At 62.9% G+C, this 12,265-nt stretch carries 10 protein-coding genes; 5 read left to right on the top strand and 5 right to left on the bottom strand.

Annotated elements, in window-relative coordinates:
• Positions 1-10 precede the first annotated feature (10 nt).
• Entirely contained in the window at positions 11-889 is an 879-nt protein-coding gene (locus NGK62_RS11580; RefSeq protein WP_118932736.1) for an ABC transporter permease, read from the top strand.
• Between the two features lie 79 nt (positions 890-968).
• Here NGK62_RS11580 and NGK62_RS11585 read toward each other — a convergent pair whose 3' ends face one another.
• The 5 genes from NGK62_RS11585 to rpmH all read right to left on the bottom strand — a co-directional run bounded on the left by NGK62_RS11585 (position 969) and on the right by rpmH (position 5,226).
• A complete protein-coding gene (locus NGK62_RS11585; protein ID WP_059376332.1) occupies positions 969-2,417 on the bottom strand; it encodes a catalase in 1,449 nt (482 codons plus the stop codon).
• Between the two features lie 256 nt (positions 2,418-2,673).
• Positions 2,674-4,350 (bottom strand): membrane protein insertase YidC, encoded by a 1,677-nt coding sequence (gene yidC, locus NGK62_RS11590; RefSeq protein WP_059376335.1) that lies wholly within the window; start codon positions 4,348-4,350, stop codon positions 2,674-2,676.
• A gap of 48 nt (positions 4,351-4,398) precedes the next feature.
• Positions 4,399-4,671 (bottom strand): membrane protein insertion efficiency factor YidD, encoded by a 273-nt coding sequence (gene yidD / locus NGK62_RS11595; RefSeq protein WP_059376344.1) that lies wholly within the window; start codon positions 4,669-4,671, stop codon positions 4,399-4,401.
• Positions 4,668-5,039, bottom strand: coding sequence for a ribonuclease P protein component (locus NGK62_RS11600; protein ID WP_013397083.1), 372 nt, complete (start codon positions 5,037-5,039; stop codon positions 4,668-4,670). Before NGK62_RS11600 ends, yidD begins: the two co-directional genes overlap by 4 nt.
• Positions 5,040-5,091: 52 nt before the next feature.
• A complete protein-coding gene (gene rpmH, locus NGK62_RS11605; RefSeq protein WP_003816025.1) occupies positions 5,092-5,226 on the bottom strand; it encodes a 50S ribosomal protein L34 in 135 nt (44 codons plus the stop codon).
• A 394-nt stretch (positions 5,227-5,620) separates the two neighbouring features.
• Between rpmH and dnaA the strand changes: the two genes are divergently transcribed.
• The 4 genes from dnaA (at position 5,621) to NGK62_RS11625 (ending at position 12,085) form a co-directional block, all read left to right on the top strand.
• A complete protein-coding gene (gene dnaA, locus NGK62_RS11610; RefSeq protein ID WP_059376347.1) occupies positions 5,621-7,087 on the top strand; it encodes a chromosomal replication initiator protein DnaA in 1,467 nt (488 codons plus the stop codon).
• A 2-nt stretch (positions 7,088-7,089) separates the two neighbouring features.
• Positions 7,090-8,199 (top strand): DNA polymerase III subunit beta, encoded by a 1,110-nt coding sequence (gene dnaN / locus NGK62_RS11615; RefSeq protein ID WP_054455945.1) that lies wholly within the window; start codon positions 7,090-7,092, stop codon positions 8,197-8,199.
• Positions 8,200-8,294: 95 nt separating this feature from the next.
• Positions 8,295-10,742 (top strand): DNA topoisomerase (ATP-hydrolyzing) subunit B, encoded by a 2,448-nt coding sequence (gene gyrB, locus NGK62_RS11620; protein ID WP_059376348.1) that lies wholly within the window; start codon positions 8,295-8,297, stop codon positions 10,740-10,742.
• A gap of 425 nt (positions 10,743-11,167) precedes the next feature.
• Positions 11,168-12,085 (top strand): DUF6216 family protein, encoded by a 918-nt coding sequence (locus NGK62_RS11625; RefSeq protein WP_251878388.1) that lies wholly within the window; start codon positions 11,168-11,170, stop codon positions 12,083-12,085.
• Positions 12,086-12,265: the final 180 nt, after the last annotated feature.

The raw sequence follows: 12,265 nt of genomic DNA on the forward strand, positions 1-12,265 counted from the left end.
GGACTCCCGCATGAACAACGCATATGCAGGCGCCGTGCCCATCCGTCCCGAAGTGGAGTACGAGCTGCCGCCCTTGCCTGCACAGGCGGCCGAAGCGCCCCTGCCCTGGCATGAACGCCTGTGGCAGCACGCCAGCCTGCGCAAGCTGGCGATCCTGGCGCTGTTGGCCGGCATCTGGGAGCTGGCGGCGCGCTATACCGATAACGACCTGCTGCTGCCCAGCGCATCGCAAACCGCGGTCGCCTTTGTGCAGGGCATCGCCGGCGGCGAGCTGCTGGCGCGCGCCGGGCAATCGCTGCGCGTGCTGGCGCAGGGATATGCGGCGGGTGTGTTGCTGGCCTTCGTGCTGACCACGCTGGCGGTGTCGACGCGTTTCGGGCGCGATCTGCTGTCCACTTTGACCGCCATGTTCAATCCCCTGCCCGCGATCGCGCTGCTGCCACTGGCGTTGCTGTGGTTCGGCCTGGGCGAAGGCAGCCTGGTGTTCGTGCTGATCCACTCGGTGCTGTGGGCGCTGGCGCTGAACATGTACGCGGGTTTTCTGGGGGTATCGGATACCTTGCGCATGGCGGGCCGCAACTATGGGTTGAGCGGCCTGCGCTACGTGTTGCAGATTCTGGTGCCTGCCGCCTTGCCCGCCATTCTGGCCGGACTGAGGATAGGCTGGGCCTTTGCGTGGCGCACATTGATCGCCGCGGAACTGGTATTCGGAGCTTCCAGCGGCAAGGGCGGGCTGGGCTGGTACATCTTCCAGAACCGCAACGAGTTATACACAGACCGCGTGTTCGCGGGGCTGGCGGCGGTGGTGATCATCGGACTGCTTGTGGAAAACCTGGTGTTCGATACCGTGGAGCGTTTCACGGTCAGGCGCTGGGGCATGCAGCGCTGATAGCCTTGGCGCAGAGCCGCGCAGCAGTCAAAAAAAGGCGGCCCCGAGGGGGCCGCCTTGCACTTGTGTACGTCGCGGATTACAGCTTCAGTCCCAGCGCCTTGGCCACGCCGGCGGCGTAGGCGGGATCGGCCTTGCGGAAGTGTTCCAGCTGGCGGCGCTGGATTTCTTCCGGCACGCCAGCCATGTGGCGGCCGATGTTGCCGAACAGCAGCTCCTGCTGTGCGGGCGTCATCAGGCGGAACAAGGCGCCCGGCTGGGAGTAGTAGTCATCGTCCACGCGGTGGTTCCAGCGCGCTGCGGCCTGGCCGTCCAGCGCCAGCGGCGGCTCGCCTGCCGATGGGGTTTCCTTCCACTCGCCCGCGCTGTTGGGTTCGTAGTTCAGCGTTGCGCCGACGTTGCCGTCGACACGGCCGGCGCCGTCGCGATGGAAGCTGTGGAACGGGCAGCGCGGCGCGTTCACCGGGATCTGGTGGTGGTTGATGCCGAGGCGGTAGCGGTGCGTGTCGCCGTATGAGAACAGGCGGCCTTGCAGCATCTTGTCCGGCGAAAAACCGATGCCGGGGACCACGTTGGCCGGCGTGAAGGCGGCCTGCTCCACCTCGGCGAAGTAGTTCTCGGGGTTCTTGTTCAGCTCCAGCACGCCGACTTCGATCAACGGATAGTCGCCGTGCGGCCAGACCTTGGTGAGGTCGAAGGGGTTGATGTGGTACGTCGCGGCTTCGGCCTCGGGCATGATCTGCACCTTCAGCGTCCACTTCGGGAAGTTGCCCTTTTCGATGTTCTCGAACAGGTCGCGCTGCGAGCTTTCGCGGTCATGGGCGACCACTTGCGCCGCTTCCTCGTCGCTCAGACAGGCGATGCCTTGCTGCGACTTGAAATGGAACTTCACGTAGAAGCGCTCGCCGTCCTTGTTGATGAAACTGAACGTGTGCGAACCGAAGCCGTGCTGCTGGCGCAGGTTGGCCGGAATGCCGCGGTCGCTCATCAGGGTGGTGACCTGGTGCAGCGATTCGGGATTGAGCGACCAGAAGTCCCAGGCGGCGGTGGCGCTGCGCAGATTGGTCTTGGGGTCGCGCTTCTGCGTGTGGATGAAGTCCGGGAATTTCAGCGGATCACGGATGAAGAAGACCGGCGTGTTGTTGCCGACCAGATCCCAGTTGCCTTCCTCGGTGTAGAACTTGATGGCGAAGCCGCGCACGTCGCGCTCGGCGTCGGCCGCGCCGCGCTCGCCGGCCACGGTCGAGAAACGCAGGAACAGCGGGGTCTGCTTGCCGACTTGGGAAAAGATGTTGGCGCGGGTGTAGCGCGAGATGTCGTGGGTGACGGTAAAGGTGCCGTAGGCGCCCGAACCCTTGGCGTGCACCACGCGTTCGGGGATGCGTTCGCGGTCGAAGTGGGCGAGCTTTTCAATCAGCCAGAAGTCTTCCAACAGCGCCGGGCCGCGCGGGCCGGCCGTCAGCGTGTTGTTGTTGTCGGCCACCGGCGCGCCAGCGGCGGTGGTCAGATGCGTCTTCTTGTCGGTCATAGCACACTCCCTATGAAATGCCTGGAATGCGGGGCCGCAGAAGGGCCCGCGCCGTGTCTGGGATAGCCCGGCATTGCCGGCCTGGGGCCATCTCCGACACATCATAGGGGTCTTGCCTTACTGTGTGAAGTTGATTGATCTATAAAACTTGATAAAGAATAACTATCAAGAAAACCAGGGATCGGCATCGGAAGGCGGCCGCGGGGCGAAAAAAAACCGGTCCGCAAGGGACCGGTTTCTGGTGCGGGAGCAGATATCAGCGGTTGGCTGCGGCTTCCGTCTTGCGCTGCATGGCGCGGGTGATGGACCACTGCTGGGCGATCGACAGGGTGTTGTTGACGCACCAGTAGAGCACCAGGCCGGCCGGGAAGAAGAACATCATCCCGCCGAACACCAGCGGCATGATCATCATGACCTTGGCCTGGACGGGGTCCGGGGGCGTCGGGTTCAGTTTGATCTGCAGGAACATGGTGGCCATCATGATGGCGGGCAGAATGAAGTACGGATCGCGGATCGACAGGTCGTGCACCCACAGGATCCACGGCGCGCCGCGCATTTCCACGCTGGCCAGCAGCACCCAGTACAGCGAGATGAACACCGGGATCTGCACCACCATGGGCAGGCAGCCGCCCAGTGGATTGATCTTCTCGGTGCGGTACATCTCCATCATGGCCGCGTTGAGCTTCTGCTTGTCGTCGCCGTACTTTTCCTTCAGGGCCTGCAGGCGCGGAGCCACCTGCTTCATGCGGGCCATGGAGCGGTAGCTGGCGGCGGCCAGGGGGTAGAACACGGCCTTGATCAGCACGGTCAGCGCAACGATCGTCCAGCCCCAGTTGCCCAGGATGGAATGCAGCCAGGTCATCAGCTTGAACAGCGGCTTGGCGATGATGGTCAGCCAGCCATAGTCGACCACCAGTTCCAGGCCGGGGGCCAGGGCGGCCATGGCCTTCTGGTCCTGGGGACCGACCCACAGGTGCGAATCCACGCGCGTGGCGGCGCCAGGGGCGATCTCGCCCACGGCCTCGATGCTGCGCGCGGCGTACAGGTTCTTCTGCACTTCCAGCAGTTCGTTGGTGCGCGGCTTGCCCTGCGGGGGCACCCAGGCGGTGGCGAAGTAGTGCTGAACCACGGCGATCCAGCCGTTGTCCGATTGCTTGATGTAGCTGGCCTTCTTCTTTTCGATGTCGCTGAAGGTGATCTTCTGGAACTTGTCCTGTTCCGAGTAGACGGCGAAACCGGTGAAGGTGTGATAGAAGCTGGACGTGTCGGCGGGGTCGTTGCCGTCGCGTTCGAGCTGCAGGTACAGGGCGGGCGACACGGGGCCGGCGCTGACGTTGGCCAGGTCGTGGCGCACGTCGATGTCATAGCGGCCGCGGTGCAGGGTAAACGTCTTGGTGACCTTCACGCCGCCCGATTCGCCTTCGAAGGCGACCACCAGGTTGTCGCCGGTCAGCTGGCGCTCCGAGGACACGACGCGGAAAGGCGTCTGGTGCGTGGGGAAGCTCTGGCCGTTGGGGGCGCCGACCACGCCGGTCTGCACCACGTAGTTCAGGCCGGCGGCGCGGTCCAGCAGCACCGTGGGCTTGTCGGGCTGGCCGGTGGCCGGGTACTTCAGCAGTTCGGCGCGCACCAGTTGGGCGCCCATGGTGTCGAACGTCAGGCGCAGCACGTCGGTCGTGATGACGACCTCTTCCGAGCGCGCGGCGGCAGGTGCGGCGGCGCCAGGCACGGCGGACGCGGCGGCAGCCGCCGGGGCGGGGGTGCTGGGCACCGAAGGCGTTGCGTTGTTCGCGGCGGCCTGCGGCTCGCTCGTGGTGGCGGCAGGCGTGGGGCCGAACAGCGACGGCTTGCCGTTATGGATCTGCCAGTTGTTCCATAGGAGCAACAGCGAGAAGGAAAAAATCATCCAGAGGACGGTTCGTCGGATATCCATGGTGCCTACTGAGGTGAATACGGGCCAGCAAAGCCCGCCAGTTTAGCGTCAATCGTGCTCGGTGCGGTGGCTGTGGGAACAGCACGAGGGGCCATTGGTTCCCTTGGACGGCGGAACCGGGTCCAATCCGCCCGGCGACCAAGGGTGGCAGCGGCCGATGCGCCGGACTGCCAGCCAGAAGCCGCGCCAGGCGCCGTGGCGCTCGATCGCTTCGATCGCATACGCCGAGCAGGTCGGGGTAAAGCGGCACTGCCGGCCGATCCAGGGGCTCAGGAAAAACCTGTAGAACCGGATCGGGGCAATGAGTAAAGCCTTGATCATCGCGCTATCCGCTCAAAGTGAGCGTCCACTTCGGCTCTGGCCGCGCGTTTCAGCGCGGTAAGCGTGGCGGGCGCAACCTTGCTATGCAGGCGCACGACGTAATCTTTGGCCGGCAATCCCAGGCGCCGGTGGCGGAACGCTTCGCGGATGACCCGCTTGATGGCGTTGCGCGTACTGGCGTGGGCGGCGAACCGCTTGGCGATCACCAGGCCCAGACGCGCGCAGGCGTCCTGGCCGGGAGGCAGATCATTGGGAGCCGCGCTCACAATGAAGAACGCCCCTCGGGCAAGACGCCGGCCTTTGAGGGCGGCGGCGAACTCGGAGGGGCGATGCAGCCGCGCCTCCGGCGGAAGCGTGGAGCGCGGCATGGACTGCAAAATCAGGCGTCAGGCTTTTCCGGACAAGCCGGAAAAACAGGACTTAGACGGCCAGACGCTTGCGGCCCTTGGCGCGGCGGGCGTTCAGGATGGCGCGGCCAGCGCGGGTTTTCATGCGCACGCGGAAACCATGGGTGCGCTTGCGACGGGTAACGGAAGGTTGGTAGGTACGTTTCATGGACGATCCACAAAAAGAACAAAAGTCAGAAGGGACCTGCCCGGAAGGGTTCCTGGTCGCGTATTCAGGAAGCGGGTATCTAATGAGCATTTTTGCAACAGGTGCAAAAAACAGCTCGTAGACGGGGCTCTGACCGGGAAACCCCGGGCGACGCATTAGAAGCAAAACCAGGCAGTTGCGTGGGCGGCAGGCATCGTTAGACACCATTGCCCACAAGCGCGGCTAAGCTCCCTGTGGAACCTTCTGACAGACAGAATTCGGAAAAGCCCACCATTTCAGCAAGTTTTCCCTGTCTTGTCAAACAGTTAAGGCAGCGCTGCGTGGACGCTTATGCCCTACCCTGTGGATAACCCCAGCCCAGGCAAGGTAGAATCGAGGTTTGAATAAGAGCGACATGAAAGAATTCTGGCAGACCTGCGTCAGTCGTCTTGAGCAGGAACTCCCCCCCCAACAAATCAGCGCGTGGATACGACCGCTGGTCCCGCTTGCGTACGACGAAACGCAGGCGGTGCTGCGCGTTGCCGCTCCCAACCGGTTCAAACTGGATTGGGTACGGAAGAACTTTTCCCACCAGATCGAAGCGTTGGCCGCGGAGTGGTTCGAGCGTCCGGTGCAGGTGCTGTTCGAGTTGCCGACGCAAGGCGCCACGCCGCGCATGCCGGTCGCGCCCGTACGCGCCGCACCCGCGGCGCCCGCGTATCCGTCCGCTGCTTCCCCTTCAGGCGGCGCGCCGCCACCGATGGCCCCGGTAGCGCCTGCCCCCGCAGCCCCGGCGACCACGGCGGCCGCGCAAGCCGCGCAAGCGGTGAACGCGGACGCGGCAAGCATCGTGTACGAGCGTTCGCGCCTGAACACCGACCTGACGTTCGAGAACTTCGTGACGGGTAAGGCGAACCAGCTGGCGCGCGCCGCTGCGTTGCAGGTGGCAGAGAACCCTGGCACGTCCTACAACCCGCTGTTCCTGTACGGCGGCGTGGGCCTGGGCAAGACCCACCTGATCCACGCCATCGGCAATGCGATGGTGGCGGCGGGCACCGGCGTGCGCGTGCGCTACGTGCATGCCGACCAGTACGTGTCCGACGTGGTGAAGGCCTACCAGCGCAAGGCGTTCGACGACTTCAAGCGTTACTACCATTCGCTCGACCTGCTGCTGATCGACGATATCCAGTTCTTCTCCGGCAAGAACCGCACGCAGGAAGAATTCTTCTACGCGTTCGAAGCGATGGTGGCCCAGCGCAAGCAGATCATCATCACCAGCGATACCTATCCGAAGGAACTGTCGGGCATCGACAGCCGCCTGATCTCGCGCTTCGACTCCGGCCTGACGGTGGCCATCGAGCCGCCGGAACTGGAAATGCGCGTGGCGATCCTGCTGCGCAAGGCGGAATCCGAAGGCGTGCCCATGCCCGAGGAAGTGGCGTTCTTCATCGCCAAGCACCTGCGCAGCAACGTGCGCGAGCTGGAAGGCGCGCTGCGCAAGGTGCTGGCCTATGCGCGCTTCCACGGCCGCGACGTGCTCACGGTGGATGTCTGCAAGGAAGCCCTGAAGGACCTGCTGTCCGTGTCCAACGGCCAGATCACCGTGGAGAACATCCAGAAGACGGTGGCGGATTTCTACAAGATCAAAGTGGCCGACATGTACTCGAAACGCCGGCCCGCCAATATCGCTTTGCCGCGCCAGGTCGCGATGTACCTGGCGAAGGAGCTGACCCAGAAAAGCCTGCCGGAAATCGGCGATCTGTTCGGTGGCCGTGATCACACCACCGTGCTGCATGCCGTACGCAAGATTTCCGACGCCCGCGCCAAGCAAGCGGAGCTCAACCATACCCTGCACGTGTTGGAACAAACTCTAAAAGGATGAACATGCAACTCGTACAAACCACACGCGATGCATTGCTGAAACCGCTGTCGACTGTGGCGGGCATCGTCGAAAGACGCCATACCCTGCCCATCCTCGCGAACATCCTGATGCGCAAGGAAGGCAACAAGGTTGCCTTCATTGCGACCGACCTGGAAGTACAGATCACCACCCATGCCGACTTCGGCGTGGGTCAAGACAACGAATCCACCACGGTCGCGGCGCGCAAGCTGCTGGATATCCTGAAGGCTTTGCCGGACACCGGCGACGTGCGCCTGGCGCTGGCCAGCAACAAGCTGTCGGTGCAGTCGGCCAAGAGCCGCTTCGCCCTGCAGACGCTGGCCGCCAGCGAATTCCCCACCGTGGCCCAGCCCGAGCAGTGGGACGTGTCGCTGACCATGCCGCAGCGCACGCTGCGCCACCTGTTCAACATGGTGCACTTCGCCATGGCGCAACAGGACATCCGCTACTACCTGAACGGCATGCTGCTGGTGTTTGAACCGGGCCGCGTGCGCGCGGTCGCCACCGACGGCCACCGCCTGGCGCACTGCTCGACCGAAGCCGACGGCATCAGCGAACGCCATGAAGTGATCGTGCCGCGCAAGACCGTGCTGGAAATGCAGCGCCTGCTGGAAGACTCCGACGAGCCCGTTTCCATCGACGTGGCGCCGGGCCAGATCCGCTTCCGCTTCGGCGACGTGGAACTCGTCTCCAAGCTGGTGGAAGGCAAGTTCCCGGACTTCACGCGCGTGATCCCGACCAACTACACGCGCCATTTCCTGGTCGGCCGCGAAGCGCTCCAGGGCAGCCTGCAGCGCGCCGCCATCCTGACCACCGACAAGTTCAAGGGCGTGCGCCTGCAACTGGCGCAGAACCAGATGAAGATCTCGTCCTCCAACGCCGAGCAGGAAGAGGCGCAGGAAGAAATCGACATCGACTACGGCCATGAAGCCCTCGATGTGGGCTTCAACGTCGGCTACCTGCTCGACGTGCTGTCCAACGTCAAGGTGGACAACATCCAGTGGTCGGTCATGCCCGACGCCAACGCGTCTGCGCTCATCACCCTGCCCGAAGACGACCAGTTCAAGTACGTCGTCATGCCCATGCGGATTTGATCCGCGCCCATCGTGGGTTTGTGCCGCTTGCGGGCCTGAGGGCCCGTGGGCGGTCCGGCCGCCAGGCCGTTCTTTAAAGCGTTATCGATACAGACATGTCAGATCAGCAGAACACCACTCCCGAGAACAGCGGCTACGGCGCTGACTCGATCAAGATGCTCAAGGGGCTGGAGGCCGTGCGCAAGCGCCCCGGCATGTACATCGGCGACACATCCGACGGCACCGGCTTGCACCACATGGTGTTCGAAGTCGTCGACAACGCCATCGACGAAGCCCTGGCCGGCTACTGCGACGACATCGTCGTCACGATCCACACCGACAACTCGATCTCGGTCACCGACAACGGCCGCGGCATTCCCACCGACATCCACAAGGATGACGAATTTCACCGCAGCGCGGCCGAAATCGTCATGACCGAACTGCATGCCGGCGGCAAGTTCGACCAGAACTCCTACAAGGTGTCTGGCGGCCTGCACGGCGTGGGCGTGTCTTGCGTGAACGCGCTGTCCGAATGGCTGCGGCTGACCATTCGCCGCAACGGCGAAGTGCACCAGATGGAGTTCCGCCAGGGCGAGCGCGTCGCGCCCCTGGCAGTGACCGGCACGACCGACAAGCGCGGCACCGAAGTGCGCTTCCTGGCCGACCCGATCATCTTCAACAACATCGAGTACCACTACGAGATCCTCTCGAAGCGCCTGCGCGAGCTGTCGTTCCTGAACAATGGCGTGAAGATTCGCCTGATCGACCAGCGCCAGGGCAAGGAAGAGAACTTCGCCTTTTCCGGCGGCGTGAAGGGCTTCGTCGAATACATCAACCGCAGCAAGACCGTGCTGCACCCGAACGTGTTCTCGGTCACGACCGAGTCCTCGGCGGGCGGCGTGCCGGTCGGCGTCGAAGTGGCGATGCAGTGGAACGACAGCTACAGCGAAAGCGTGCTGTGCTTCACCAACAATATCCCGCAGCGCGACGGCGGCTCGCACCTGACCGGCCTGCGCGCGGCGATGACCCGCATCATCAACAAGTACATCACCGACAACGAACTGGCCAAGAAGGCCAAGGTCGAAACGTCCGGCGACGACATGCGCGAAGGCCTGGCCTGCGTGCTGTCGGTGAAGGTGCCCGAGCCCAAGTTCAGCAGCCAGACCAAGGACAAGCTGGTCTCCAGCGAAGTGCGTCCGGCCGTCGAAGAAGCCGTGGCGCGTACGCTGGAAACCTGGCTGCTGGAACACCCGAACGACGCCAAGGCGCTGTGCGCCAAGATCGTCGAAGCTGCCCGCGCCCGCGAAGCCGCGCGCAAGGCGCGCGAAATGACTCGCCGCAAGAGCGTGCTGGAAGGCGCAGGCCTGCCCGGCAAGCTGGCCGACTGCCAGGAAAAGGACCCCGCGCTGTGCGAGCTGTACATCGTCGAGGGTGACTCCGCAGGCGGCTCGGCCAAGCAAGGCCGCGACCGCAAGTTCCAGGCCATCCTGCCGCTGCGCGGCAAGGTGCTGAACGTCGAGAAGGCGCGTTTTGACCGCCTGATCGCCAGCGAACAGATCGCCACGCTGATCACCGCGCTGGGCACCAGCATCGGTCCTGATTTCAACGTCGACAAGCTGCGCTACCACCGCCTCATCATCATGACCGACGCGGACGTGGACGGCGCGCACATCCGCACCCTGCTGCTGACGCTGCTGTACCGCCAGATGCCTGAACTGGTGCAGCGCGGCTACGTGTATATCGCCCAGCCGCCGCTGTACAAGGTCAAGGTCGGCCGTGAAGAACGGTATCTGAAGGACGACCAGGAAGAAGCGCAGTTCATGCTGCAACTGGCGCTGAAGGATGCCGAAATCATCTCGGGCGGCAATATCATCCGCGGCGACGAACTCAACGACCTGGCCCGCCAGTACGTCGCGGCCGACGCCGTGATCGCGCGCCTGTCGCGCGTGTTCGACGTGGGCGCGCTGTCGGCCATGGCTGAAGGCGTGGAGATCAACCTGGAGTCGGCCGAGTCCACCGCCGACTCCGCCCGCCGCCTGGCCGACGCCATGCGCGACCCGGTCAGCGGCAACGGCGTGGAAGTCGTGCCGGAGTTCGACGAGGCCACTGAGCGCCATCGCCTGTCGGTGCAGCGCATGCACCACGGCAACGTGCGCGTGAGCATCATCGACGCGGACTTCGTCAACGGTTCGGACTACGCGGTCCTGTCCAAGGCCGCCAAGAGCTTCCTGGGCAAGGTCGGCTCGCGTTCGCTGGCCGCCCGCGGCGAAGGCGACAAGCGCAAGGAACAGACTGTGTCCGACTTCCGCGAAGCCATGCAGTGGCTGCGCAGCGAAGCCGACCGCAGCATCTCCAAGCAGCGCTACAAGGGTCTGGGCGAAATGAACCCGGAACAGCTGTGGGAAACCACCATGGACCCGAAGGTGCGCCGCCTGTTGCGCGTGCAGATCGAGGACGCCATCGCGGCCGACGAAGTCTTCACCACGCTGATGGGCGACGACGTGGAACCGCGCCGCAACTTCATCGAGACGCATGCACTGTCGGCGGGGAATATCGACGCCTGATCGTGTTGAATTCCGTGAACACCTAGATTTTCTCGGGAAATTTAGAGTTCGTGATAGAGGCTGCTTTTGCAGCCTCTTTTTTTTGCGGATGCTCGAAGTATTGAGCTCAAACGGTTTGGAAATGGTGCGAGCCTAGCTTGATTCCTCGCCTCGCCTGTTATGCGCGAAGGGGGGCCGAATCTTGACTGCGAATTATCGCTACTGTTTGCTAGGGAAGGCTTATCAAAGCCCATGTAAGCGCTCCGTCCATCTGGAGGACGAAGTAGCGCTTATCTCCAGATTGGGACATAAGACGTTTGCGGATCTCGTGAGGGATCTCGAGCTGCCCGCTCGAAGCCACGGGCAGTTGCTTGCTTCTTGCCGGAATGGATTGTTGCGAAGGTGGTTAGTATCTGGGCTCTTGTCCCTCAGAGCAAGGAAGATAGATGCTTGAACTGTTTACCCCTCTCGTCCAGGCTCCCTGGATCGCGCCTGTTCTTTGGGCAGGGCTTTTCTTACTGCTATGCCTTTGGATCTGGGCGCGCGCGGGATCCGCGCACTTTCTTTTGGACCGACTTTGGCGAATCGCAGCAGGTCGGCGCGAAGCCCAGGATTCAGTGCTGAAAAAAATCCAACAGGAAAGTCGCGACCTGGAGATCTTCAGGTTTTTCTATCGCATGCCCTTGCAATCCTTGGCCGACCTGCACCAGCTTAATAGCTGGGCGGAAGCCAACAACGTCGGGATCTTGAAGCTGAGAACTCTGTGGCGCTGGGTTGATGTGCGCAATCCGGCGGTCGTGCGCAGGCCGCACAAGATGTGGAAACCGGTTCTATTCTTCCTCGTCGTCGTATTGTGGGCCTTGTTTATGATCGCTGGTTCCTTGTTCGCTTCGCCCTACGGGTACTTTCACATGAAAGAGTCGAATGTCTGGTTCAAGACGGACGCGAATACGGTGAGAAACATGACCCTATGGGGCGAAGACTGGGTTTTCGCTGCCACGGAATGCGCTGCCGACAGTCCGGATCTTATGGAGAAAACAGGCTTTCGGAAGTCGGAGCTGCTCGACCTATGCAGGGCGTTAGCAAGTGGCAGCATGAAAGATCAGGTGCACTCGCTCGTGAAGCAGCAGAGGTTGCTAGCTTTGCTCTTGCTTCTCCCCTCTCTTGTCGGGCTGGCTATTGTCATTCGCGCATCTTCAGGCGTGACCAAGGCAGAAAAGCTCTGGAAGGAGTTGTATTGCGAGCCGGCCGCACCCAAGGCAATTGAGCCGAGCGGGATCCCGGCTGTCAACTGCGGAGGTACGCCTCAAAATGTCCGCTCCGAGGGCCAGTCAAGCCGTAAGGAGTGCGGAGAACAGGCATAGGAAAATCTAACGAAATGGGACGGCTCGATCTGGTACGACCTACCAGATGTTAGATGGCCTTAGGGCGACGGCACGTGATATCTAAATGCTGATGGGATCCTACAGATCGCGCCGGATCTTGGCAGAGATCCTGGACGTCATAGAAAAGGGGCTGCTTGCGCAGCCCCTTTTTCATGCGCG

Source organism: Achromobacter sp. Marseille-Q4954 (assembly GCF_943737025.1).
Taxonomy (GTDB): Bacteria; Pseudomonadota; Gammaproteobacteria; order Burkholderiales; family Burkholderiaceae_B; genus Achromobacter; species Achromobacter bronchisepticus_A.

Excerpts from the sequence above, each read along its gene's own strand:
- NGK62_RS11625 (WP_251878388.1), top strand. The coding sequence starts at position 11,168 with ATGCTTGAACTGTTTACCCCTCTCGTCCAGGCTCCCTGGATCGCGCCT.
- NGK62_RS11580 (WP_118932736.1), top strand. The coding sequence starts at position 11 with ATGAACAACGCATATGCAGGCGCCGTGCCCATCCGTCCCGAAGTGGAG.
- NGK62_RS11600 (WP_013397083.1), bottom strand. The coding sequence starts at position 5,039 with ATGCCGCGCTCCACGCTTCCGCCGGAGGCGCGGCTGCATCGCCCCTCC.
- NGK62_RS11585 (WP_059376332.1), bottom strand. The coding sequence starts at position 2,417 with ATGACCGACAAGAAGACGCATCTGACCACCGCCGCTGGCGCGCCGGTG.
- rpmH (WP_003816025.1), bottom strand. The coding sequence starts at position 5,226 with ATGAAACGTACCTACCAACCTTCCGTTACCCGTCGCAAGCGCACCCAT.
- yidD (WP_059376344.1), bottom strand. The coding sequence starts at position 4,671 with ATGATCAAGGCTTTACTCATTGCCCCGATCCGGTTCTACAGGTTTTTC.
- gyrB (WP_059376348.1), top strand. The coding sequence starts at position 8,295 with ATGTCAGATCAGCAGAACACCACTCCCGAGAACAGCGGCTACGGCGCT.
- dnaN (WP_054455945.1), top strand. The coding sequence starts at position 7,090 with ATGCAACTCGTACAAACCACACGCGATGCATTGCTGAAACCGCTGTCG.
- dnaA (WP_059376347.1), top strand. The coding sequence starts at position 5,621 with ATGAAAGAATTCTGGCAGACCTGCGTCAGTCGTCTTGAGCAGGAACTC.
- yidC (WP_059376335.1), bottom strand. The coding sequence starts at position 4,350 with ATGGATATCCGACGAACCGTCCTCTGGATGATTTTTTCCTTCTCGCTG.